A 23,067-nucleotide genomic window follows, 5' to 3' on the forward strand; every position below is an offset into this window, starting at 1 on the left:
GGGGACGGTATCGGCAGGGGAAGGGAGCCTCTCATGGAGGCGGGCGCGTTGATCATCATCTTTGCCCTGTTGGTGCTGTTCGCCTTCCTGGGGCTGGGTGCCTGGGCCACGGTGAAGGTCGTCGGCGCGGCGAAGCGCGGCGTGGACCGCACCCTCACGCAGGCCCGCCGGACCGTGGAGGACACCGCGCTGAAGGCGAAGAGCTTCGGGCAGGTGGGCGTGGCCGGGGCACTGGCGCAGCTGCGGCTGGACCTGCGGACGTCGATGCGGGCCACGCAGCAGGCGCTGTACCAGGGGGTTCAGGCGGATGCCTCGCTGAAGGAGTCGATCGGGCTGTTCGAGCGGCTGAGCGCGCACGGGCACGAGCTGGACGACGAGCTGAAGCGGCTGGAGCAGGAGCCGGACCGGGGGCGGATCAGCGGGATGCTGCCGGAGCTGAAGGAGCGGACGGCCAAGATCACGCAGGCCGCGGACTCGCTGCGGTGGGCGGCCCGCGACCGGGCCCGGCGCTTCGCGGAGGACGACCTGTCGACGCTGTCGGAGCAGATCGAGGTCGAATCGGGGGCGCTGCGGGACTGGTCCCGCGAATCGGTGGACGACCTCGCGGCGGCGGCAGCGGCGTGGGACGCCCGGCAGGCGTCCACGGCCGGGCCTGTCGACCGTTCTCCGGAGCCCCCGGCGGGGCGCCCTGGGCGCACCCAGGACGTGCAGCCGGCGGCCCTGAACCCGTCGGCCCCGCCGACCCGCCACCCGTGGCAGAAGGCCCCGCGGCCGGAGACGACGACCTGAGCCGCAACCGCTGACCGGGGCGGGCGCGCGTGGCCGGCCCGCGGTCGGTCTGCCGGGCGCACGCCGGTGCAGACGCCGACGGCTCCGGGGCGGCGCCGGATCTGCCTTGTGCCCGCTCCTCGAACGAGTGGGCGGGTGGGATGCCGGGCCGTGCGCAACGCGGGGCCCGAGCGGCGGCGCAGCAGCCGCTCCGTCCCCCCGGCCAGGGGCTGGGCTGCCGTCGCACCCCCACTGGCGGTAACCTCCGGCTCATGTCCCGCCATGTCGCGATCGTCACCGATTCCACGGCCTACCTGCCCCAACCGGCCATGTCGCGGCACGGAATCACCTCCGTCCCGCTGACCGTGGTGCTCGGCGACGAGGCCCTCGAGGAGGGCACCGAGATCTCGGCCCGCAGCCTCGCCCTGGCCCTGCAGAAGCGGCGGCCGGTCACCACCTCCCGCCCCAGCCCGGAGGAGTTCGTACGGGCCTACCGGGCGGCCGCAGAGGCCGGCGCGACCGGCATCGTCAGCCTGCACCTGTCCGCCGAGTTCTCCGGCACCTACGACGCCGCCGTGGTCGCAGCCAAGACCGCCCCGGTCCCCGTCCGCGTCGTCGACACCGGCATGGTCGCGATGGCCCTCGGGTTCTGTGCCCTCGCCGCCGCCGAGGCGGCCGAAGCCGGCGGTTCCGTGGACGAAGCCGTGGCCGCCGCCGAGAAGCGGGCCGCGAACATGTCGGCGTACTTCTACGTGGACACCCTCGACTATCTGCGCCGCGGAGGCCGCATCGGGGCCGCCCAGGCCCTCCTGGGCTCGGCCCTCGCCGTCAAGCCGCTGCTCACGCTGGAGGGCGGGCGGATCGAGATGCTGGAGAAGGTCCGTACGGCCTCCAAGGCCATCGCCCGCCTCGAGGAGCTGGCCGTCGAGCGGGCCGGGGCGGGCAGCGTCGACGTGGCCGTGCACCACCTCGCGGCGCCCGAGCGGGCCGAGAAGCTCGCGCAGCGGCTCCGTGAGCGCATCCCCGGCCTGGTCGAGCTGCACGTCAGCGAGGTCGGTGCGGTGATCGGCGCGCACACGGGGCCGGGGCTGCTGGCGGCGGTCGTCTCGCCCCGCTGATCACCGGAAAGAGTGGCCCGGTTATCCACAACGATCGGGATATCCACCGGAATTGATAAATCCGGACCGCGGCCGGGATTCGTCCCTACCGTCGTGACATGACTCTTCGCACACGTACCTCGCACCCTTCCGGAGCCACCAGCGGACCTGGCCGTTCCCGTCTCTCCGACGGGCGGCTGCGCCACCGGCGGGGCCGCGCCCGCCCGCACCACCCCGAGCCCGCGGCGGTGCGCCGCCGGGCCGAAGCCCTGCTCGGCGGCAGCGGCCCGCCGCAGGCGCCGCCGCCGCAGGCGCCGCTACGAGGGGCCCCGCCAGGGGAGGTGCCGCCACGGGACGTGCCGCCACGGGACGTGCCGCCTCCGGCGGCGGTGTCGAGTCCGGGGTCCGGGATCCGGTCCGTGGCCGATCCGCCGCCCGGGGGGACGCCGCTGTCCGGCGGAGTCGCGCTCCGGCTCGCCGTGCGGGAGCGGCTGCCGATGTGGCTGCAGGCCCGGTGCGGCGTGGAGCCGCGCACGGTGGCCGCCGTGGCCGTGGTGCTGGTCGCCGCCGTCGCCTTCGGTGCGCAGCAGTACTGGACGGCCCGGCCGGAACCCGTGACCGCGCCCTCGGTGGTCACACCGGCGACGGCACCGTCGTCGGCGCCGAGCCCCGGACCTCCCGTCGCCGCCGGAGGGGCCGGCACACGGATCGTGGTGGACGTCAGCGGCAAGGTCCGCGATCCCGGCGTGCGGCGGCTGCCCGCCGGCTCGCGGGTCGAGGACGCGCTGGCGGCCGCCGGGGGAGTACGGCCCGGTACGGACACCACCGGGCTCAACCGGGCCCGGGTCCTGCTCGACGGCGAGCAGGTGGTGGTGGGCGCCCCGGCGCAGCCCGCTCCGGGTGTGCCGGGTTCCGGTGCCGGCCCCGGCTCCGCTTCCGGCCCGCTGAGCCTCGGCACGGCCACGGTGGAGCAGCTGGACGGCCTGCCCGGGGTCGGCCCGGTCCTGGCGCAGCACATCGTGGAGTTCCGGACCGCCCGCGGAGGCTTCCGCTCGGTGGAGGAGCTCCGGCAGGTCGACGGCATCGGCGAGCGGCGGTTCGCCGACCTGCGCAAGCTGGTCCGGCCGTGAACCGCCCCGAGGGCGCGGGCCCGCTGGATCTGCGCCTCGCGGTACCGGCGCTGGCCGCCTGGGCGGCGGCCGCCCTCGCCCTCGACGCACCGCCCGGCTGGGCCGCCGCCGGGGCCGGGCTCGCGGTCCTCGGCGCGGGGCTGCTGCTCCTGGCCGGGTGCCGGCGTCCGGAGTCGCTGTGGCGGGTCGGCACGGCCGCGGCCGCCGTCCTGCTCTGCGCGGCCGCCGGTGCCGGGGTGGCGGGCCTCCAGCGGGCCGAGGCGCGGGCCGGGCCGGTCGTGGGCCTGGCCGGGGAGCACGCCCGGGTCCTCGCCGAGCTCACCGTCGGTTCCGACCCGCGGCCCGCGCGCAGCGGGAGCGGCCCGCCCGTGGTCGTCCTGGATGCGGTGGCGACCCGGGTGACCGGACCCGACGGGAAGCAGACCCGCGTCGAGACCCCCGTACGGGTGCTGGCCGGGCATCCGCAGTGGGCCCGGCTGCAACCTTCCACCCGGGTTGCGGTTGTCGCCCGGCTGGCCCCGGGCCGGGGCGGGGAGCGGGCCGTGGCGCTGCTGCGGCCTGCCGCGGACACCCCGCCCCGGGTGACGGGCGGCCCCGGTACCGTCCAGCGGCTGGCCGGGAGGCTGCGGGCCGGGCTGCGCGAGGCCACCGAGGGGCTCGCCCCGGATGCCCGGGCCCTGCTGCCGGGGCTGGTGGTCGGGGACACCTCCCGGGTGCCACCCGACCTGGAGGCGGCGTTCCGGTCCACCGACCTGCTGCACCTGCTGGCCGTGTCCGGGTCGAACCTGACCGTGGTGCTGTTCCTGCTCATCGGCTCGCCCGCCTCCGCGCAGCGCGCCGAGCGGGGCGGGCTCGCACCCCGCCTCGGGCTGTCCCTGCGGGCGACGGCTCTGTGCGGGACGGCGCTGACGCTGGCGTTCGTGGTGGTGTGCCGGCCGGAGCCGAGCGTGCTGCGGGCCGCGGCGTGCGGGGCGATCACCCTGCTGGCCATCGCCACCGGGCGGCGCAGATCCCTGGTCCCCGCCCTGGCGGCCGCCGTACTGCTGCTGGTGCTCTACGACCCGTGGCTCGCCCGCAGCCCCGGCTTCCTGCTCTCGGTCCTGGCCACCGGGTCCCTGCTCACGCTCGGCCCGCGCTGGAGCGAAGCCCTGCAACGGCGCGGGATGCGGCCCCGGTTCGCCGAGGCGCTGGGTGCCGCCGCGGCCGCGCAGGCGGTCTGCGCGCCGGTGGTCGCCGTGCTCTCGGCCCGGGTGGGCCTGGTCGCGGTGCCCTGCAATCTGCTCGCCGAGCTCGCGGCGGGTCCGGCGACCGTCCTCGGTTTCGCGGCGCTCGCGGCGGCGCCGCTGTCCCTGCCCGTCGCGGAGCTGCTCGCCCGCTGCGCGGGGGTGCCGGCCGGGTGGATCGCCGCCGTGGCGCGGGCCGGGGCGCGGCTGCCCGGCGCGGAGCTGGCCTGGCCGGGCGGGCTCACCGGGGGACTGCTGATGGCCGCTGCCACCCTGGCCGTCGTGGCGGTCGGCGCACGGATCCGGCGCCGGCCGTGGGTGTGCTCCGCCCTGGCCGTGCTGCTGCTCCTGGCCGTACTGAGGCCGCCGCAGCTCACCCGTACGCTCACCCGCTGGCCGCCGCCCGACTGGAGCTACGTCCAGTGCGCGGTGGGCCAGGGCGACGCCGCCGTACTCGCCGCCGGCCCGGGCACGGCCGTGGTGGTGGACGCCGGCCCCGAACCGGGCCCGGTGGACGCATGCCTGCGAGCCCTGGGGGTGAGCCGGGTGCCGCTGCTCCTGCTGACGCACTTTCACGCCGACCACGTCGGCGGCCTGTCCGGGGTGCTGCGGGGGCGGGCCGTGGGTGTGATTCAGACCACCACACTGGAAGAGCCGGCCGGTCAGGCCGAGTTCGTCCGCAGGACCGCGGCGGCCGCCCGTGTACCCGTCGTGGCGGCCGCGGCAGGGGAGCGGCGCCGGGCCGGACCGCTGGAGTGGCAGGTGCTGTGGCCCTCGCCCGACGGCCCGCGGCCGGAGGGGCCCAACGACGCCAGCGTCGCCCTGCTGGTCCGCGGCGCAAGCCTGACCCTGCTCCTGCTCGGCGATCTCGAACCGCCTTCGCAGCAGGCGCTTCTGACGGCCCATCCGGAACTTGGACCGGTGGACGTCCTCAAAGTCGCCCACCACGGTTCCGCACACCAGGACCCCGGCCTGCAGGCGAAGGTCCGGCCCCGGATCGCGATCGTCCCGGTCGGCGCGGGCAACCGCTACGGGCACCCCGCACCGGGTACGCTCGCGCACCTGCGGAGCCTGGGCGCGACCGTACTGCGCACCGACATCGACGGCTCGATCGCCGTCGCCGGGAGCGGCGCGCGGATGCAGGCTTTCCCCTCCCGTCGGGGGCGGCGCCGACACGGGCATACCGGACACCGTCTTTCTGTTTGCCCACAACCCGACAGCATGATCGAATGCGTCTTCGCCAGAGCGGTACAAGTCCACACAGCACGGGGGTGCATCAACCATGTTCAGTCGCCGAAGGGGGATGGAGACGGCCGGAAGCGCCAGTCCCCACACATCCGCGACGCTGACGCTGCCTCATACGGCGCGGCTGCTCAGCTGTCGTGTCCTCGACACCGTCCACCAGCCGGTCAGACAGGCCAAGTTCGAGGTCACCGACCCGATCGGCCGACGCATCGTCAGCGGCGAGACCGACCCGTACGGCGGGTTCACCGCGGCCGTTCCGGAGGGCGAGTACCGGCTCTCCGTCACCGCCGAGGGCTACGCCCCCTTCCATGGGGCGACGCTGGTGGGGGATCCGGCGCAGCCCGGCACCGGGGAGATCGTCCTCGACGCCGTGGAGCCGCCGCTGCTGCCGGCGCCCGGCCACTGGGAACTCGACCCGGCGCATTCGTCCATCGCCTTCACGGCCCAGCACATCGGCTTCGCCCGGATCCGCGGCCGGTTCAACACGTTCGCCGGGGCGGTACGGATAGCCGACCGCATGGAGGACTCCTCCATGCATGTGATCATCGACGCGGCAAGCATCGACACCGGTTTGCGGTTGCGGGACGACCACCTGCGGTCCGGCGACTTCCTGGACGCGGCACGGCATTCGACGGTCGAGTTCTACAGCGAGCGGTTCATCCACCGCAGCGGCAGCCGCTGGACCGTCGCGGGCGCCCTGACCCTGCACGGGGTCAGCCGCTCGGTGACCCTGGACACCGAGTACCTGGGCCTCGGCACCGGGTTGGAGGGCGAACCGCGCGCGGCCTGCCGGGCCACCACCGAGCTGCACCGCGAGGACTTCACCCTGAACTGGCAGTCCGTGCTGGCCCACGGGATAGCCGCGATCGGCTCGAGCGTGGAAGTGGCGCTGGACATCCAGATCGTGCACAAGGCCTAGCCGGGCATCCCCGAGCGCGGGCCGGCGGGGTGTTACGGGGTTTCCAACCAGCCCTCGTACTCGGCGGCGAGGCCGTCCAGCACCGTGGCGTCGAGCCGTGCCTGCGGGTCCTCGACGACCACCAGCCACTGGGCGTCCTCGGCGTCGTCCTCGCCGGCCAGCGCATCGCGGACCAGCTGCGGTTCCTCGGGGAGGCCGAAGCGGTCGACGGCCTCCTGGGCCACCTCCTCGGCGGTGTCGCGGTCGGGCAGCACCAGTACATGTCGCACGTTCACGCGGCCATTCTCGGGTACGGGGCGAGGGGGCCCGCGGTGCGGGGGGCTGTCAGTGCGGCATGGGATGCTGGACGCGATGGCCACCAGGAAGAACCCCACCGACGATCCGCTCGCCCCGCTCACCCTCGCGGTGGGGCAGGAGGACCTGCTGCTCGACCGCGTCGTACGGGAGGTGGTGGCGGCCGCCCGGGCCGCCGACGCCGACACGGACGTGCGGGACCTCGCCCCCGAGCAGCTCCAGCCCGGCACGCTCGCCGAGCTGACCAGCCCGTCGCTCTTCTCCGAGCGCAAGGTGCTGGTCGTACGCAATGCGCAGGACCTGTCCGCGGACACGGTCAAGGAGGTCAAGGCGTACCTCGCGTCGCCGTTCGAGGAGATCATCTTCGTGCTCCTCCACGCGGGCGGTGTCAAGGGCAAGGGGCTGCTGGACGCGGCCCGCAAGGCCGGGGCGCGGGAGATCGCCTGCCCGAAGATGACGAAGGCGGCGGACCGGCTGGCGTTCGTGCGGGGCGAGTTCCGCACGCTGGGCCGGTCGGCCACCCCGGAGGCGTGCCAGACGCTGGTCGACGCGATCGGGAGCGATCTGCGGGAGCTGGCGAGTGCGGCCGCGCAGCTGTGCGCGGACGTCGAGGGCACGATCGACGAGGCCGTGGTCGGCCGCTACTACACCGGCCGGGCCGAGGCCTCCAGCTTCACGGTCGCCGACCGGGCGGTCGAGGGGCGGGCGGCGGAGGCCCTCGAGGCGCTGCGGTGGTCGCTGTCCACGGGGGTGGCGCCCGTCCTGATCACCAGTGCGCTGGCACAGGCGGTCCGGGCGATCGGCAAGCTCGCCTCCGCGCCGCGGGGGGCCCGGCCGGGGGACCTGGCGCGGGATCTGGGCATGCCGCCGTGGAAGATCGACCGGGTGCGTCAGCAGATGCGGGGCTGGTCGGCGGACGGGGTCTCGGAGGCGCTGCGGGCCGTGGCTGCGGCCGATGCCGGCGTCAAGGGCGGGGGCGATGATCCCGGGTACGCGCTCGAGAAGGCCGTTGTCGCGGTGGCGAGGGCGGCTCGGCCTCAGCGCCGCTAGCCTCCGGCCGGCCGAACCGCTGGGAGGTGCACCCACCCGGGGCTCCGCCCCGGATCGTTCGGCTGCCGCGCCGCCGCCGGGGGCGCCGCCCCGAACCCCCGCGCCTCAAACGCCGGCGAGGCTGGATGGGTCGGCGGGGGCGCTGTGGGGAAAGCGAAGGCCCCGGGGCCGCCCTGGGGAAGGGGGGCGCCGGGGCCTTCGGTTACTTCTTGTTTGCACCGCACCCGCGTGGCGAACGCTTCGTGTGCGGCGCGGGGTGCCGGTCAGGAGCGGGAGAGAGGGCCCGCTGGATCCGTTCCGGCGATCACATCAGAGCTCAGCCCTGGAGGGAGGCAACCTTGGTGGCCAGCGCCGACTTCTTGTTGGCGGCGGCGTTCTTGTGGATGACACCCTTCGAGACAGCCTTGTCGAGCGCACGCGCGGCGGCGCGAGAAGCCACGGTGGCCTTCTCGACGTCACCGGCGAGGACGGCCTCGCGGGCCTTGCGGATCGCGGTCTTGAGCGAAGACTTGACGGCCTTGTTGCGCAGGCGCGCCTTCTCGTTCGTCTTGTTCCGCTTGATCTGGGACTTGATGTTCGCCACGAAAGAGCCTTTTCAGGTTCAGAGTTTGATCTTCGGATTGTGTCCCGACAGCTGAGAGGGCATACGAGACACAGCTGCCCAGGCTACCAGGCACGCTCCGACCGGCCCAAACCGAGCGCATCGCCCCGTCCATGGGACCATGGGAACCTGCGTACAGATCCGACGAGAGCCGGAAACGCTTCCGACTGCGACCCGAGAATCAGGACACTGCGTGCCCGCGATCCCCAGCCACGTGCCCGAGCCGAGCCGTACCGACCCGGCGCTGATCCGCAATTTCTGCATCATCGCGCACATCGACCACGGCAAGTCGACGCTCGCCGACCGGATGCTCCAGCTCACCGGTGTCGTCGACCAGCGGCAGATGCGTGCCCAGTACCTCGACCGCATGGACATCGAGCGTGAGCGTGGCATCACGATCAAGTCCCAGGCGGTCCGACTGCCCTGGGCGCCCACTGTGGGTGAGGGTCAGGGCCAGACGCACATCCTCAACATGATCGACACCCCCGGGCACGTCGACTTCACGTACGAGGTCTCGCGTTCCCTCGCCGCCTGCGAGGGCACGGTCCTCCTGGTGGACGCCGCCCAGGGCATCGAGGCGCAGACCCTCGCCAACCTCTACCTGGCGATGGAGAAGGACCTCGCGATCGTCCCGGTCCTGAACAAGATCGACCTGCCGGCCGCCCAGCCGGAGAAGTTCGCCGAGGAGCTCGCGAACCTGGTCGGCTGCCAGCCGGAGGACGTCCTTCGCGTCTCGGCGAAGACCGGTCTCGGAGTGGACGCGCTGCTCGACAAGATCGTCGCCACGGTCCCGGCCCCGGTCGGCCCCAAGGACGCCCCGGCCCGCGCGATGATCTTCGACTCGGTCTACGACTCGTACCGCGGTGTCGTCACCTACGTCCGTGTCGTGGACGGCCAGCTCAACAAGCGCGAGCGCATCCGGATGATGTCGACCGGCGCCACCCACGAGCTGCTGGAGATCGGCGTCTCCTCCCCGGAGATGACCCCTTCCGACGGCCTCGGCGTCGGCGAGGTGGGCTACATCATCACCGGCGTGAAGGACGTGCGTCAGTCCAAGGTCGGTGACACCATCACCAGCCTGCACAACGGCGCGACCGAGGCCCTCGGCGGCTACAAGGACCCGCGCCCGATGGTCTTCTCCGGCCTGTACCCGCTCGACGGCTCGGACTATCCCGACCTGCGCGAGGCCCTGGACAAGCTCCAGCTCAACGACGCCGCGCTCGTCTACGAGCCGGAGACCTCGGCGGCGCTGGGCTTCGGCTTCCGCGTCGGCTTCCTCGGCCTGCTGCACCTGGACGTCGTCCGCGAGCGGCTGGAGCGCGAGTTCGGCCTCGACCTGATCGCCACCGCGCCGAACGTGGTCTACCGCGTCGTCCTGGAGGACGGCAAGGAGGTGACCGTCACCAACCCGAGCGAGTTCCCCGAGGGCAAGATCAAGGACGTCTTCGAGCCGGTCGTCCGGGCCACCCTGCTCGCGCCTTCCGAGTTCATCGGCGCGATCATGGAGCTCTGCCAGCAGCGCCGCGGCACCCTCCTCGGGATGGACTACCTCTCCGAGGACCGGGTCGAGATCCGCTACACCCTCCCGCTCGCCGAGATCGTCTTCGACTTCTTCGACCAGCTGAAGTCCAAGACGCGCGGTTACGCCTCCCTCGACTACGAGCCCACCGGCGAGCAGGCCTCCGGCCTGGTCAAGGTCGACATCCTGCTGCACGGCGACAAGGTCGACGCCTTCTCCGCCGTCACGCACAAGGACGCCGCCTACGCCTACGGTGTGCGCCTGGTCGCCAAGCTGCGCGAGCTCATCCCGCGGCAGGCCTTCGAGATCCCGATCCAGGCGGCCATCGGCTCCCGCGTCATCGCCCGCGAGACCATCCGCGCCATCCGGAAGGACGTCCTCGCCAAGTGCTACGGCGGTGACATCTCCCGTAAGCGGAAGCTGCTGGAGAAGCAGAAGGAAGGCAAGAAGCGCATGAAGATGGTCGGCTCGGTGGAGGTGCCCCAGGAGGCCTTCATCGCCGTCCTCTCGAGCGACGAGTCCGGCGGCAAGAAGAAGTAGCCCCCGGCCGTGAACGGCCGTGAAGCGCCTTGATCCGTATACGGAACAGGCCCCCGTGCAGCAGCGCGGGGGCCTGTTTCGTTATGAATCGGCGTCTCAAGGGCTCTTACGCGCCAGGCGGAGGCCCCCTAGTCTGATCACTGCCCGTTGGTTACTCGCCAGTTACAAGCGCTGGTTGCAAGCCCTGTTGGAAGCCGTCATCCACCGCCTTGGATGACAGGCCCTGCCGCGTGGTCCGGAGGACGTCCGTGAGCGACACACAGACCTTGATCGAGAACCGCCCGCCCACCGTGGCGGCACTCTTCCTTGAGCGTGTCGCCGCCACGCCGAACGCCGAGGCCTACCGGTTCCCGGTGCCCGCGGCCGACGGCAGAGGCCCCGACGACTGGAAGTCGCTGAGCTGGGGCCAGGCGGCCGAGCGCGTCTTCGGTATCGCCGCGGGCCTGCTGGACCTCGGCCTGCAGCCCGAGGAGCGGGTCGCGCTCGCCTCCAACACCCGCGTCGAGTGGATCCTCTCCGACCTGGGCGTCATGTGCGCCGGCGGCGCCGTGACCACGATCTACCCGAGCACCAACGCCGAGGAGTCGGCGTTCATCCTCGCCGACTCGGCCAGCCGCGTGCTGATCGCCGAGGACGCCGCCCAGCTGGCCAAGGCCCGCGAGCGCCGAGCCGACCTGCCCGAGCTCGCCCACGTGGTGGTCCTGGAGTCCGCCGGCGCGGTACCGGCCGAGGGTGACCCGGAGGGCTGGGTGCTCTCCCTCGCCGACCTGGAGGCGCGCGGCAAGGAGTACCTCGCCAAGCACCCCGAGGCGATCAAGGAGCGGATCGCGGCCATCACCGCCGACCAGCTCGCCACGCTGATCTACACCTCCGGCACGACCGGCCGCCCCAAGGGCGTACGGCTCCCGCACGACAACTGGTCGTACATGGCCAAGGCCACCGTCGCCACCGGCATGATCCACAGCGACGACGTCCAGTACCTGTGGCTGCCGCTCGCGCACGTCTTCGGCAAGGTCCTGACCTCCGGTCAGATCGAGGTCGGCCACGTCACCGCCGTCGACGGCCGGATCGACAAGATCATCGAGAACCTGCCGGTCGTCCAGCCGACCTACATGGCGGCCGTCCCGCGCATCTTCGAGAAGGTCTACAACGGCGTGGCCGCCAAGGCCCGGGCCGGCGGCGGCGCCAAGTACAAGATCTTCCAGTGGTCGGTCGGCGTCGCCCGCGAGTACGCCAAGGTCACCCAGGACAACTACCGGCGCACCGGCAGCGCCACGGCCCCCTTCGGCCTGGCCACCAAGCACAAGATCGCCGACGCGCTCGTCTACTCCAAGCTCCGCGAGGCCTTCGGCGGCCGGCTGCGCGCCGCCGTCTCCGGCGCCTCCGCCCTGGCCCCCGAGATCGGCTACTTCTTCGCCGGCGCCGGCATCCACATCCTCGAGGGCTACGGCCTCACCGAGTCCAGCGCCGCCTCCTTCGTCAACCCCGGCGAGGCCTACCGCACCGGCACCGTCGGCAAGCCGCTCCCCGGCACCGAGGTCCGCATCGCCGACGACGGCGAGATCCTGCTGCGCGGCCCCGGCATCATGCAGGGCTACCACCTGCAGCCGGAGAAGACCACCGAGGTGCTGGAGGAGGACGGCTGGCTGCACACGGGCGACATCGGCGAGCTCTCGCCCGACGGCTACCTGCGCATCACGGACCGCAAGAAGGACCTGATCAAGACCTCGAACGGCAAGTACGTCGCCCCGGCCGAGATCGAGGGCCGGTTCAAGGCGATCTGCCCGTACGTGTCGAGCATCGTGGTGCACGGCGCCGACCGGAACTTCTGCGCCGCCCTGGTCGCGCTCGACGAGCCGTCGATCATGGGCTGGGCCGCCGAGAACGGGCTCGAGGGCAAGACGTACGCCGAGGTCCTGGCCGCGGCGGAGACGAACCGGCTGATCGAGACGTACATCCAGACCCTGAACGAGGGCCTGCAGCGCTGGCAGACGGTCAAGAAGTTCCGGATCCTGCCCCGCGACCTCGACGTGGAGCACGGCGACCTCACGCCCAGCCTGAAGCTGAAGCGGCCGGCCGTCGAGCGTGAGTTCAAGCACCTGATCGACGAGATGTACGAGGGCTCGCGCGAGGCGTAGCACGAGGCGCAGCGCCCGCCACGGCGCCTGCCGCGGTCTCGCACGACGCGAGCCGGGGCGGGCGCGGTGGCGGGTGCGGGACAATGGCTGCATGCCTTCCGCACTGCCCGACGGTGAACCCATGCCCGAAGACGGCTCGCTGCCGTCGCATGCCCTGGCGGGTGCCGGGGACCGGCCGCTCGGGTTCTACCTGCACGTCCCGTACTGCGCCACGCGGTGCGGGTACTGCGACTTCAACACCTACACCGCGACCGAGCTGCGCGGCACCGGCGGCGTGCTCGCCTCCCGGGAGAACTACGCCGACACCCTGATCGACGAGGTCCGCCTCGCCCGCAAGGTGCTCGGCGACGACCCGCGGGCCGTGCGGACGGTGTTCGTCGGCGGCGGTACGCCGACGCTGCTGCCCGCCGGCGACCTCGTACGGATGCTCGCGGCGATCCGGGACGAATTCGGCCTGGCCGAGGACGCCGAGATCACCACGGAGGCCAATCCGGAGTCGGTGAACCCGGAGTACCTGGCGGAGCTGCGGGCCGGGGGCTTCAACCGGGTCTCCTTCGGCATGCAGAGCGCGAAGCAGCACGTCCTGAAGGTGCTCGACCGCACACACACGCCGGGCCGGCCGGAGGCGTGCGTCGCGGAGGCGCGGGCGGCGGGCTTCGAGCACGTGAACCTCGACCTGATCTACGGCACCCCGGGGGAGTCGGACGAGGACTGGCGGGCCTCCCTGGCCGCCGCCCTCGGCGCCGGCCCGGACCACATCAGCGCCTACGCGCTGATCGTGGAGGAGGGCACCCAGCTGGCGCGGCGGATCCGGCGGGGCGAGGTCCCGATGACGGACGACGACGTGCACGCCGACCGGTACCTGATCGCGGACTCGGTGATGGCCGAGGCCGGGTACTCCTGGTACGAGGTCTCGAACTGGGCCACCTCGGAGGCGGGCCGCTGCCTGCACAACGAGCTGTACTGGCGCGGCGCCGACTGGTGGGGCGCCGGGCCCGGCGCCCACTCCCACGTCGGCGGGGTCCGCTGGTGGAACGTGAAGCACCCGGGCGCCTACGCGGCAGCGCTGGCCGAGGGCCGCTCCCCGGGCGCGGGTCGCGAGCTCCTCTCCGAGGAGGACCGCCGGGTGGAGCGGATCCTGCTGGAGCTGCGCCTGGTGGACGGCGTCCCGCTGTCCCTGCTGGCCCCGGCAGGCCTCGCGGCCTCCCGCCGCGCCCTGTCCGACGGCCTCCTGGAGGCCGCCCCGTACGAGGCGGGGCGGGCGGTGCTGACCCTGCGCGGGCGGCTGCTGGCCGACGCGGTGGTCCGGGACTTGGTGGACTGATCACTCGGAGGAGTGAATCCATGCGGATACGGGCAGGTGCGGCCTAGCCTGTTCGTAGCCTTCTGTCGCATACCCGGCGACAGAAGTGGAGGGCACGGAGATGACCGCTGTGGACGATCGCCGGATGACTGAGTACTTCGAGAGCTTCGAGGCTCCCGAGGGGGTCAAGGTCGAGCTCCTCAGGGGGGAAATCGTGATGATGGCGGGGCCGGACCTTGTCCACAACCTGATCGTCATGTTCGTGCAGCGCCAGATTCCCATGGACCGCTGGTACCCGCTACAGACGCAGGACGTGGACATTCCGGCGGAGTCGTCCGAGCCGCAGCCGGATCTGGTGGTCCTGCCCTCCGAGGCGGCGCCGGAGTCGGGGCGTCTGGTACCCGCCGGGGCCCTGACGATGGTGGTCGAGGTCGTCTCCAAGACCAGCAAGTTGCGCGACTACGTGACGAAGCGCTCCATCTACGCGGCCGGCGGCATCCCCACCTATCTGATCATCGACCCCTTCCAAGCCAAGTGCGTGGTGCTCACCGAACCCTTCGGTGCCGGAGAAGAGGCCGACTACCGCGGCACGTGGACCGGCAAGTTCGGTGAGCCTGTCCCGCTCGATGTCCTCGGCGTCATGCTCGACACCGCTGACTTCGGCACTCTGCCGTAGCTCGGGTCAAGGCGCCGTGACGAAGTCGATCAGTTCCTCCACGCGGCCCAGCAGGACCGGCTCCAAGTCCTTGTAGGACCGCACGCGGGACAGGATGTGCTGCCAGGCGGCCCCGGTGTTCTCCGGCCAGCCCAGCGCCCTGCAGACGCCCGTCTTCCAGTCCTGGCCCGGCGGGACCACCGGCCACGCGGCGATGCCCAGAGCGGACGGCTTCACCGCCTGCCAGACGTCCACGTACGGGTGGCCGACGATCAGGACGTCCGACGAGGTCACCGACGCCGCGATACGGGACTCCTTCGAGCCCGGGACCAGGTGGTCCACCAGGATCCCCAGACGGGCGTCCGGGGCCGGGGCGAAGTCCGCGACCACCGCGGGGAGGTCGTCGATGCCCTCCAGGTACTCCACCACCACGCCCTCGATCCGCAGGTCGTCGCCCCAGACCCGCTCCACCAGCTCGGCGTCGTGCCGGCCCTCGACGTAGATCCGCCCGGCGCGCGCCACGCGGGCGCGCGCCCCGGGGACGGCCACCGAGCCCGACGCCGTGCGCAAGGGCGCCGCAGGGGCCCGTGAGGGGCGGGTCAGGGTCACCACGGCGCCCTCCAGCAGGAACCCCCGCGGCTCCAGCGGGAACACCCGCCGCTTGCCGAAGCGGTCCTCCAGGGTCACCGTGCCCGCCTCGCAGGCCACCACCGCGCCGCAGAAGTCCGTACCGGCCACCTCGACCACCAGGTCCGGCTCGGCCGCCACCTCCGGTACGGCCTTGGGGCGCTTCCACTGCGGGGTCAGGTCGGGGGAGTACTCGCGCATCCGGCCGACACTAGGAGAGGCGCGCCGATCACGCCTCCGACACGCCGAAACGGGCGGCCAGTGTGGCGCGTTGCGCACGCACGAAGCCCGCATCGACCACCGCTCCGTGACCCGGCACGTACAGCGCGTCGTCCCCGCCCAGCGACAGCAGCCGGTCCAGCGCCGCCGGCCACTGCGCCGGCACCGCGTCGCTGCCCGCCTGCGGTTCGCCCGACTCCTCGACGAGGTCCCCGCAGAACACCGTCTCGCGCTCGCCGGGAACGAACACCGCCAGGTCGTGCCGGGTGTGCCCGGGCCCGACGTTGGCCAGCAGCACCTGCACCCCGCCCAGCTCCAGCGTCCATTCGCCCGACACGGAGTGCCTCGGCACCACCAGCCGGTCCACCGCCTCGGCGGCCTCCGCCTCCGCCAGCCCCTGCCGGACCGCGTCGGCGCGCAGCTCCTCCCGGCCGGTCGACAGCTCCGCGTCCAGCCCGACCGCCCCGTACACCTCGGCCCCGGCGAACGCGGACACGCCCAGTACGTGATCGAAATGTCCGTGCGTGAATGCGATGTGCGTCACGCGCCGGCCCGTCAGCAGCTCCGCCTCGGCCCGCAGCTGCGCGCCCTCGCGTACGCACGAACCCGGATCGATCAGGAGCACCGACTCGTCCCCCACCACCAGTCCCACGGTGCAGTCCCACACCGGGAGTCGTCGCCGTCCGGTCCGCCCGGTCAGCCGCTCCCAGCCCGCCTCTTCCCAACGCACGTCCATGCCGCGACGCTACCCTGGCGGCCTCCCTTGCCAGGGTCTTACTACCCGGCCGTACACTGAGCGGGGGATCTCTGGCACTCGAACGATCAGAGTGCCAGTCGACAAGCAACGACCAAGACAACGGACCAGAGCTGGAGGTGTGCGCGATGCTCAGCGAACGCAGACTCGAAGTGCTGCGCGCCATCGTCCAGGACTACGTCGGGACGGAGGAGCCGGTCGGCTCCAAGGCGCTCACCGAGCGGCACCGGCTCGGCGTCTCGCCCGCCACCGTGCGCAACGACATGGCCGTGCTGGAGGACGAGGGCTACATCGCGCAGCCCCACACCAGCGCCGGCCGGATCCCCACGGACAAGGGCTACCGGCTCTTCGTCGACAAGCTGGCCGGGGTCAAGCCGCTGTCGACGCCCGAGCGCCGGGCCATCCAGAACTTCCTCGACGGGGCCGTCGACCTCGACGACGTGGTAGGCCGTACGGTTCGGCTGCTCGCGCAGCTCACCCGGCAGGTCGCCGTCGTCCAGTACCCGAGCCTGACCCGGTCCACGGTCCGGCACGTCGAGCTGCTGTCGCTCGCTCCGGCCCGGCTCATGCTCGTGCTGATCACCGATACAGGACGGGTCGAGCAGCGGCTCGTGGACTGTCAGACTCCGTTCGGCGAGACCTCGCTCGCCGATCTGCGGGCGCGGCTCAACAGCCGGGTCGTCGGCCGCCGGTTCACGGACGTGCCGCAGCTCGTGCAGGACCTGCCGGAATCGTTCGATCCGGATGACCGCAGCACGGTGTCGACCGTGCTCGCGACCCTGCTGGAGACGCTGGTCGAGGAGGCCGAGGAGCGGCTGATGATCGGCGGAACCGCCAATCTCACGCGCTTCGGACACGATTTTCCCCTGACGATCAGGCCGGTGCTCGAGGCGCTGGAGGAGCAGGTCGTGCTCCTCAAGCTGCTCGGCGAGGCCAGCGAGTCGGGAATGGCCGTACGGATCGGGCATGAGAATGCCTACGAGGGACTGAACTCCACGTCCGTCGTCTCGGTCGGCTACGGTTCGGGCGGCGAAGCAGTCGCCAAACTCGGCGTGGTCGGACCGACCCGCATGGACTACCCCGGAACGATGGGAGCGGTACGCGCAGTGGCACGTTACGTCGGACAGATCCTGGCGGAGTCGTAAGTGGCCACGGACTACTACGCCGTTCTCGGCGTGCGCCGCGACGCATCGCAGGACGAGATCAAGAAGGCCTTCCGCCGCCTCGCGCGCGAACTCCACCCGGACGTGAATCCGGACCCGAAGACGCAGGAGCGCTTCAAGGAGATCAACGCGGCCTACGAGGTGCTCTCGGACCCGCAGAAGAAGCAGGTCTACGACCTCGGCGGCGACCCGCTGTCCTCCTCGGGCGGCGGCGGAGCGGGCGGCTTCGGAGCGGGCGGCTTCGGCAACTTCTCCGACATCATGGACGCCTTCTTCGGCCAGGCCTCGCAGCGCGGACCGCGCTCGCGGACCCGCCGCGGCCAGGACGCCATGATCCGCCTCGACCTGGAGCTGGACGAGGCCGCCTTCGGCACGACCAAGGACATCCAGGTCGACACGGCCGTCGTCTGCACCACCTGCTCCGGTGAGGGTGCCGCCCCCGGCACCTCGGCGCAGACGTGTGACATGTGCCGTGGTCGCGGTGAGGTGTCGCAGGTCACCCGGTCCTTCCTGGGCCAGGTCATGACCTCGCGCCCCTGCCCCCAGTGCCAGGGCTTCGGCACCGTGGTGCCGACCCCGTGCCCCGAGTGCGCGGGTGACGGCCGGGTCCGCTCCCGACGCAGCCTCACGGTCAAGATCCCGGCGGGTGTCGAGAACGGCACCCGGATCCAGCTCGCGGGCGAGGGCGAGGTCGGCCCCGGCGGCGGCCCCGCCGGTGACCTGTACGTGGAGATCCACGAGCTGTCGCACCCGACCTTCCAGCGGCGCGGGGACGACCTGCACTGCACGGTGACCATCCCCATGACGGCCGCGGCCCTCGGCACCAAGTGCCCGCTGGAGACGCTGGACGGCATGGAGGAGATCGACATCCGTCCCGGCACCGGGTCGGGCCAGTCGATCCCGCTGCACGGGCGCGGCGTCACGCACCTGCGCGGCGGCGGCCGCGGCGACCTGATCGTCCACGTCGAGGTCACCACCCCGGGCAAGCTGGACCCCCAGCAGGAGGAGCTGCTGCGCCAGCTCGCCAAGCTGCGCGGCGAGGAGCGGCCCATGGGCCAGTTCGCGCCGGGTCAGCAAGGCCTGTTCAGCCGCCTGAAGGATGCCTTCAACGGCCGCTGACCGGCCCGCGAGCACCCGTACGAGCCCGGTCCGGGGATGCCCCGGACCGGGCTCGGCGCATTGATCCGGACGCGCCCGCTGAAGCGGACTATGCCAGGCGAATGCCGTGATTCGGCCCGGTGAGCGGGACATGGCACGATGCAGTGCATGTCCTCCGCACCGAACGGTCTCTCCCCGTATCCGATCGTGCAGGCTCCGATGGCGGGCGGCGCCAGCTGTCCGCCGCTCGCCGCCGCCGTGTGCGAGGCGGGCGGGCTGGGCTTCCTGGCCGGCGGCTACAAGACCGCCGACGGCATGTACCAGGAGATCAAACGGCTGCGCGCGCTCACCCGGCGCCCGTTCGGCGTGAACCTCTTCATGCCGCAGACGGGGTACGTGGACCCGGCCGCCGTGGAGGCGTACCGCGGGCAGCTGGCCGGCGAGGCCAGCTGGTACGAGCTCTCCCTGGCCGACGAGGACATCATCGGCACCAGCGACGACGGCTACGACGCCAAGCTCGCGATCCTCCTCGAAGACCCCGTTCCCGTCGTCTCGTTCACCTTCGGCTGCCCCACGCCCGTGGTCCTCGCCGCCCTGCGCAAGGCGGGCACGTACTCGGTCGTCACCGTCACCTCGGTCGACGAGGCCCGCGCCGCACAGGCCGCGGGCGCCGACTCCGTCTGCGTCCAGGGCGTGGAGGCCGGCGGCCACCAGGGCACCCACCGCGACGACCCGCAGGCCGACGGCACGGCGGGCGTGGGCCTGCTCGCGCTGGTCGCGCAGGTACGGGAGGCCGTGGGCCTCCCGATCATCGCGGCGGGCGGTCTGATGCGCGGCTCGCAGATCGCGGCGCTGCTGGCGGCGGGCGCGGAGGCGGCGCAGCTCGGCACCGCGTTCCTGGCCTGCCCCGAATCGGGCGCGCACCCGCTGCACAAGAAGGCCCTCACGGACCCCCTGTTCGCCCACACGGAGCTGACCAGGGCGTTCTCGGGGCGTCCGGCCCGGGGCCTGGTGAACCGGTTCATGCGGGAGCACGGGCCGTACGCCCCGGCCGCTTACCCGCAGATCCACCACATGACCGCGGGGCTGCGCAAGGCCGCCGCCGCGGCCGGGGACCCGCAGGGCATGGCCCTGTGGGCGGGCCAGGGGCACCGGCTGGCGCGGGCGCTTCCGGCGGGGGAGCTGGTGGAGGTGCTGGCGGCCGAACTGGCCGAGGCCCAGAGCGCGTTGAAGGCAATGCAGAAGAGGAGTACGTCATGACCGCCCCCGTGTTCGTGGTCGAAGAGGTCCCCGCGGGGCCGGAGTTCGTGCTCGACGGCCCGGAGGGCCGGCACGCGGTCTCCGTGAAACGGCTGAACCCGGGCGAGGACGTGGTCCTCACCGACGGGCGCGGTCACTGGACGGAGGGCGTGGTCAAGGCCGCCGAGGGCAAGGACCGGCTGGTCGTCATGGACCTGCACGCCATCGAGGAGGAGCCGGAGCCGGCCGTCCGGATCACGGTCGTCCAGGCCCTGCCCAAGGGGGACCGCGGCGAGCTCGCCGTCGAGACCATGACCGAGACCGGCGTGGACGCGATCGTCCCCTGGCAGGCCTCGCGCTGCATCACCCAGTGGCGCGGCGACCGCGGCGCCAAGTCCCTGGCCAAGTGGCGGGCCACGGCCCGGGAGGCGGGCAAGCAGTCCCGCCGGGTCCGCTTCCCCGAGGTGGCGGAGGCCATGTCCACGAAGCAGGTCGCGGCGCTGCTGGCCGGCGCCGACCTGGCGATGGTCCTGCACGAGGACCGGGGCGCGCCCTCGGGGGCCCTGGCCACGGCCGAGCTCCCGGCCGGCGGCTCCGTCGTCCTGGTCGTCGGACCCGAGGGCGGGGTCTCCCCGGAGGAGCTGGCCGTCTTCGCGGAAGCCGGCGCGCACCCCTACCGCCTGGGCCACTCGGTCCTGCGCACCTCCACCGCCGGCACCGCGGCGACGGCGGTCCTGCTGGCGCGCACCGGCCGCTGGTCCTGAAAACGCGTACGAGGCCGCCGACGGCGCCGGTTACGATGCCGGAGCTGATCAACGTCGGCGTCGACGGCCCGTCGGCGCCACTGTCACGGAAGGCGGAGCAATGGCCGGGGAACCGCAGGCGGACTGCCTGTTCTGCAAGATCGTCGCGGGGAACATCCCGGCGACCGTGGTCCGGGAGACCGAGACGACGTTCGCCTTCCGGGACATCAACCCGCAGGCGCCCACCCACGTCCTCGTGATCCCGCGCGTGCACTACCCGGACGCCTCCGCGCTCGCCGCCGCCGAACCGGCCGTCGCCGCCGACCTGCTGCGCGTGGCCGGCGAGATCGCCGCCGAGGAGAAGATCGACGGCCACGGCTACCGGATCGTGTTCAACACCGGCGCCGGCGCCGGCCAGACCGTGTTCCACGCGCACGCGCACGTCCTCGGCGGGCGCGGCCTCCAGTGGCCCCCCGGATAAGCCGTGTCCGTACGAGAGTTCGTGGTGCTGGGTACCGCCAGTCAGGTGCCCACCCGCCACCGCAACCACAACGGCTACCTCCTGCGCTGGGACGGCGAGGGCATCCTCTTCGACCCGGGCGAGGGCACCCAGCGTCAGATGCTCCGCGCCGGGGTGGCCGCGCACGACATCAACCGGATCTGCATCACCCACTTCCACGGTGACCACAGCCTCGGCCTCGCCGGGGTGATCCAGCGCATCAACCTGGACCGGGTCCCGCACCCCGTCACCGCGCACTACCCGGCCTCCGGGCAGAAGTTCTTCGAACGGCTCCGGTACGCCACCGCCTACCGGGAGACCGTCCCGCTCCGCGAGGAACCCGTGGCCGAGGACGGGACGCTGGCCCAGGGGCCCTCGTACACCCTCGAGGCCCGCCGGCTCTCGCACCCGGTCGAGTCCTTCGGCTACCGGCTCACCGAGCCCGACGGGCGCCGGATGGTGCCCGAACTGCTCGCGCAGCATGGGATCAAGGGGCCCGACGTGGGCCGGATCCAGCGCGAGGGGCAGCTGGGCGGGGTCACGCTCGACGACGTCAGCGAGCACAAGCCGGGGCAGAGCTTCGCCTTCGTCATGGACACCCGGCTGTGTCCCGGCGTGGACGCGCTGGCCGCGGGCTGCGACATGCTGGTGATCGAGTCCACGTTCCTCGACGAGGACGAGGCGCTGGCCACCGACCACGGGCACCTCACCGCCGGCCAGGCGGCCCGGGTCGCGCGCGACGCGGGCGTACGGCACCTGGTGCTGACGCACTTCTCGCAGCGCTATACGGACCCGCAGGAGTTCGAACGCCAGGCCCGCGCGGCCGGCTTCGAGGGCGAACTGACGATCGCCGCGGACCTCGCACGGGTCCCCCTGCCGAAGCGCGGCTAGCCCCCGAGGATCCCGGCTCGCTCCTGGCCCTGCTCCGAGGCCCGCTCCTGGTTCCGGGAGCGACGGGCCGCCGGAGAGAGCAGCAGCACCCGGCGCGGGGTGCGGCGTACGCGGACGGGCGCGCCCGCCGGCTGCGGTCCGGTCGCGGGGTCGGGCCGGACCGCCGTGGCCGGGGCGCCGCCGCGGCGGACCGGCCCCTCGGCCGGAGCCGGCCCGTGCCCGCCGGCGCGCAGCGCGACCGCGGTCATCGGCCCGGCCACCACCAGCAGCAGCGCGCCCAGCACCAGCCCCATGCCCCGGAAGCCGAACCCCTCGGCGAGCAGGCTGCCGGCCACGGGCCCGCAGGCCGTGCCCAGCGAGGAGGCGGAGCCGGCGAGCACCGCCCAGCGGCCGCGCGCGTCCAGGGCCGCCGCGAGGCCGATCACGTACGAGAGGACCACCGGGTAGACCGCGTTCCACAGGATCTCCCCGGCGGCGAACCCGGCGAGCCCGTCCGCGGAGGCGGTCAGCACGACGCAGCCGGCGATGGCCGCCGTGCCCGCGCCGATCGGGACCGCCCGCCCCAGCCGGGCCCCGAACGCGGAGGCGGCCGTGACCCCGAGCAGGCCCGCGCCCAGCGCCACCGCGAAGACGACGCCGAGCGTGGCCTCGGGCAGGCCCGCCTGCTCGGCGCCGATCCGGCCGCTGACGCCCCACAGGGCCTCCTGGGTCAGCGACCAGAGCAGCAGGCAGCCAGCCAGCACCGCCCCGGCGCGCGGGTACGGCAGCCGCCCGGAGCCCCGTACGGCGGGACCCGGGCGGGTGGGCCCGCCGAGGCGGCCGGTCGCGGGCCAGGCCAGGGCCGCGACCAGGGCGATGGCCGCGAACGGCAGCGCGTGTCCGCCGCCGAGGCGCGGCAGGGTCAGGTACAGGGCCCCCGCGGTGGCCGAGACCGACAGCAGCCCGAGGGACGAGACGCGGTGCGGATCGCGCTGCCCGGCGATCCCCGAGGCGGCCACGGCGGTGGCCGTACCGGAGCCGAAGCCGCCGACCACCACGCCCGCGACCACGAGCGGGAGCAGCGTGGTCGCGGCCGCCGTGCCGTAGCCGAGGGCGGCGAGCAGCAGTCCGAGCCGGGCCAGCGGGCGCTGCCCGTGGCGGGGGATGCGGGAGGCCAGGGTGAGGCCGGCCGCGGCGGAGCCGAGGAGCAGGGCCGTGCCGACGAACCCCGCCTGCGCGGGACTCAGCGGGAGATGGGCGTCGAGCCGTCCGACGACGGTGGGAAGCAGGTAGGGGGCGAGGTAACCGGCCGTGAAGAGGGCCACCAGGGGCCAGGCGGCGGGCGGCGCGGAGGTGTTGTCGGACACGGCTGT

20 protein-coding genes and 1 pseudogene are annotated in these 23,067 nt (G+C 73.1%); 16 read left to right on the forward strand and 5 right to left on the reverse strand.

What is annotated here, in order from left to right:
• Positions 1-33: 33 nt before the first annotated feature.
• The 5 genes and pseudogenes from OHT74_RS25715 (at position 34) to OHT74_RS25735 (ending at position 6,382) form a co-directional block, all read left to right on the forward strand.
• Positions 34-789, forward strand: a complete 756-nt coding sequence (locus OHT74_RS25715) for a hypothetical protein (protein WP_266667131.1) — start codon at positions 34-36, stop codon at positions 787-789.
• A 251-nt stretch (positions 790-1,040) separates the two neighbouring features.
• Entirely contained in the window at positions 1,041-1,886 is an 846-nt protein-coding gene (locus OHT74_RS25720; protein WP_266667133.1) for a DegV family protein, read from the forward strand.
• A gap of 98 nt (positions 1,887-1,984) precedes the next feature.
• Positions 1,985-2,995, forward strand: coding sequence for a ComEA family DNA-binding protein (locus OHT74_RS25725; RefSeq protein ID WP_328621519.1), 1,011 nt, complete (start codon positions 1,985-1,987; stop codon positions 2,993-2,995).
• A pseudogene (locus OHT74_RS25730) lies at positions 2,992-5,364 on the forward strand (ComEC/Rec2 family competence protein); the annotation flags it as partial. The gene OHT74_RS25725 and the pseudogene OHT74_RS25730, both read left to right, overlap by 4 nt.
• Positions 5,365-5,521: 157 nt before the next feature.
• Positions 5,522-6,382 carry a YceI family protein gene (locus OHT74_RS25735; protein WP_266673053.1) on the forward strand — a complete coding sequence of 287 codons (861 nt, stop codon included), beginning with the start codon at positions 5,522-5,524 and terminating at the stop codon, positions 6,380-6,382.
• 32 nt (positions 6,383-6,414) lie between these two features.
• On the opposite strand, the gene OHT74_RS25740 is transcribed toward OHT74_RS25735, so the two are convergent.
• Entirely contained in the window at positions 6,415-6,657 is a 243-nt protein-coding gene (locus OHT74_RS25740) for a hypothetical protein (protein ID WP_266667137.1), read from the reverse strand.
• Positions 6,658-6,733: 76 nt separating this feature from the next.
• On the opposite strand from OHT74_RS25740, the gene holA reads away from it, so the two are divergent.
• Positions 6,734-7,726 carry a DNA polymerase III subunit delta gene (holA, locus tag OHT74_RS25745; protein ID WP_328621520.1) on the forward strand — a complete coding sequence of 331 codons (993 nt, stop codon included), beginning with the start codon at positions 6,734-6,736 and terminating at the stop codon, positions 7,724-7,726.
• A gap of 316 nt (positions 7,727-8,042) precedes the next feature.
• On the opposite strand, the gene rpsT is transcribed toward holA, so the two are convergent.
• Entirely contained in the window at positions 8,043-8,309 is a 267-nt protein-coding gene (rpsT, locus tag OHT74_RS25750) for a 30S ribosomal protein S20 (protein WP_030010251.1), read from the reverse strand.
• Positions 8,310-8,520: 211 nt separating this feature from the next.
• Here rpsT and lepA point away from each other — a divergent pair, with 211 nt between their 5' ends.
• From lepA to OHT74_RS25770, 4 genes are all read left to right on the forward strand, one after another.
• Complete coding sequence (gene lepA / locus OHT74_RS25755) at positions 8,521-10,386, forward strand: translation elongation factor 4 (protein ID WP_266667141.1); 1,866 nt, start codon at positions 8,521-8,523, stop codon at positions 10,384-10,386.
• A 248-nt stretch (positions 10,387-10,634) separates the two neighbouring features.
• The gene (locus OHT74_RS25760; protein ID WP_266994413.1) at positions 10,635-12,524 is read left to right on the forward strand and encodes an AMP-dependent synthetase/ligase; all 1,890 of its coding nucleotides are present in this window, start codon (positions 10,635-10,637) and stop codon (positions 12,522-12,524) included.
• A gap of 91 nt (positions 12,525-12,615) precedes the next feature.
• Positions 12,616-13,848: a radical SAM family heme chaperone HemW gene (hemW, locus tag OHT74_RS25765; RefSeq protein WP_328621521.1), complete on the forward strand. Its 1,233-nt coding sequence runs from the start codon at positions 12,616-12,618 to the stop codon at positions 13,846-13,848.
• 100 nt (positions 13,849-13,948) lie between these two features.
• Positions 13,949-14,503, forward strand: a complete 555-nt coding sequence (locus OHT74_RS25770) for a Uma2 family endonuclease (protein ID WP_266667147.1) — start codon at positions 13,949-13,951, stop codon at positions 14,501-14,503.
• Between the two features lie 6 nt (positions 14,504-14,509).
• Here OHT74_RS25770 and OHT74_RS25775 read toward each other — a convergent pair whose 3' ends face one another.
• Both OHT74_RS25775 and OHT74_RS25780 read right to left on the reverse strand, forming a co-directional pair.
• Positions 14,510-15,310, reverse strand: coding sequence for a DUF3097 domain-containing protein (locus OHT74_RS25775; protein ID WP_328621522.1), 801 nt, complete (start codon positions 15,308-15,310; stop codon positions 14,510-14,512).
• A 28-nt stretch (positions 15,311-15,338) separates the two neighbouring features.
• Positions 15,339-16,064, reverse strand: a complete 726-nt coding sequence (locus OHT74_RS25780; RefSeq protein WP_328621523.1) for an MBL fold metallo-hydrolase — start codon at positions 16,062-16,064, stop codon at positions 15,339-15,341.
• A 146-nt stretch (positions 16,065-16,210) separates the two neighbouring features.
• Between OHT74_RS25780 and hrcA the strand changes: the two genes are divergently transcribed.
• The 6 genes from hrcA (at position 16,211) to OHT74_RS25810 (ending at position 21,715) form a co-directional block, all read left to right on the forward strand.
• Positions 16,211-17,227 (forward strand): heat-inducible transcriptional repressor HrcA, encoded by a 1,017-nt coding sequence (hrcA, locus tag OHT74_RS25785; RefSeq protein ID WP_266667153.1) that lies wholly within the window; start codon positions 16,211-16,213, stop codon positions 17,225-17,227.
• Positions 17,228-18,364, forward strand: a complete 1,137-nt coding sequence (gene dnaJ, locus OHT74_RS25790) for a molecular chaperone DnaJ (protein WP_266629358.1) — start codon at positions 17,228-17,230, stop codon at positions 18,362-18,364.
• A 147-nt stretch (positions 18,365-18,511) separates the two neighbouring features.
• Complete coding sequence (locus OHT74_RS25795) at positions 18,512-19,603, forward strand: nitronate monooxygenase (RefSeq protein ID WP_266667155.1); 1,092 nt, start codon at positions 18,512-18,514, stop codon at positions 19,601-19,603.
• Positions 19,600-20,346 (forward strand): 16S rRNA (uracil(1498)-N(3))-methyltransferase, encoded by a 747-nt coding sequence (locus tag OHT74_RS25800; protein WP_328621524.1) that lies wholly within the window; start codon positions 19,600-19,602, stop codon positions 20,344-20,346. The genes OHT74_RS25795 and OHT74_RS25800 overlap by 4 nt, the downstream gene beginning before the upstream one ends.
• Before the next feature lie 100 nt (positions 20,347-20,446).
• On the forward strand, positions 20,447-20,806 hold the full coding sequence (locus OHT74_RS25805; protein ID WP_266994400.1) for a histidine triad nucleotide-binding protein: 360 nt from the start codon (positions 20,447-20,449) through the stop codon (positions 20,804-20,806).
• A 3-nt stretch (positions 20,807-20,809) separates the two neighbouring features.
• Positions 20,810-21,715, forward strand: a complete 906-nt coding sequence (locus OHT74_RS25810; protein WP_266667161.1) for a ribonuclease Z — start codon at positions 20,810-20,812, stop codon at positions 21,713-21,715.
• Here the strand turns inward: OHT74_RS25810 and OHT74_RS25815 are convergent.
• On the reverse strand, positions 21,712-23,061 hold the full coding sequence (locus OHT74_RS25815; RefSeq protein ID WP_328621525.1) for an MFS transporter: 1,350 nt from the start codon (positions 23,059-23,061) through the stop codon (positions 21,712-21,714). The two genes, OHT74_RS25810 and OHT74_RS25815, sit on opposite strands and share 4 nt — an antisense overlap.
• Positions 23,062-23,067: the final 6 nt, after the last annotated feature.

The organism is Streptomyces sp. NBC_00354 (genome assembly GCF_036106915.1).
GTDB lineage: Bacteria > Actinomycetota > Actinomycetes > Streptomycetales > Streptomycetaceae > Streptomyces.

What these genes read in the sequence shown, in the direction of transcription:
- hemW (WP_328621521.1), top strand. Translation starts at nt 12,616, where the DNA reads ATGCCTTCCGCACTGCCCGACGGTGAACCCATGCCCGAAGACGGCTCG.
- OHT74_RS25715 (WP_266667131.1), top strand. Translation starts at nt 34, where the DNA reads ATGGAGGCGGGCGCGTTGATCATCATCTTTGCCCTGTTGGTGCTGTTC.
- OHT74_RS25795 (WP_266667155.1), top strand. Translation starts at nt 18,512, where the DNA reads ATGTCCTCCGCACCGAACGGTCTCTCCCCGTATCCGATCGTGCAGGCT.
- holA (WP_328621520.1), top strand. Translation starts at nt 6,734, where the DNA reads ATGGCCACCAGGAAGAACCCCACCGACGATCCGCTCGCCCCGCTCACC.
- hrcA (WP_266667153.1), top strand. Translation starts at nt 16,211, where the DNA reads ATGCTCAGCGAACGCAGACTCGAAGTGCTGCGCGCCATCGTCCAGGAC.
- OHT74_RS25720 (WP_266667133.1), top strand. Translation starts at nt 1,041, where the DNA reads ATGTCCCGCCATGTCGCGATCGTCACCGATTCCACGGCCTACCTGCCC.
- OHT74_RS25775 (WP_328621522.1), bottom strand. Translation starts at nt 15,310, where the DNA reads ATGCGCGAGTACTCCCCCGACCTGACCCCGCAGTGGAAGCGCCCCAAG.
- OHT74_RS25735 (WP_266673053.1), top strand. Translation starts at nt 5,522, where the DNA reads ATGGAGACGGCCGGAAGCGCCAGTCCCCACACATCCGCGACGCTGACG.
- OHT74_RS25725 (WP_328621519.1), top strand. Translation starts at nt 1,985, where the DNA reads ATGACTCTTCGCACACGTACCTCGCACCCTTCCGGAGCCACCAGCGGA.
- OHT74_RS25805 (WP_266994400.1), top strand. Translation starts at nt 20,447, where the DNA reads ATGGCCGGGGAACCGCAGGCGGACTGCCTGTTCTGCAAGATCGTCGCG.
- OHT74_RS25780 (WP_328621523.1), bottom strand. Translation starts at nt 16,064, where the DNA reads ATGGACGTGCGTTGGGAAGAGGCGGGCTGGGAGCGGCTGACCGGGCGG.
- OHT74_RS25800 (WP_328621524.1), top strand. Translation starts at nt 19,600, where the DNA reads ATGACCGCCCCCGTGTTCGTGGTCGAAGAGGTCCCCGCGGGGCCGGAG.
- OHT74_RS25770 (WP_266667147.1), top strand. Translation starts at nt 13,949, where the DNA reads ATGACCGCTGTGGACGATCGCCGGATGACTGAGTACTTCGAGAGCTTC.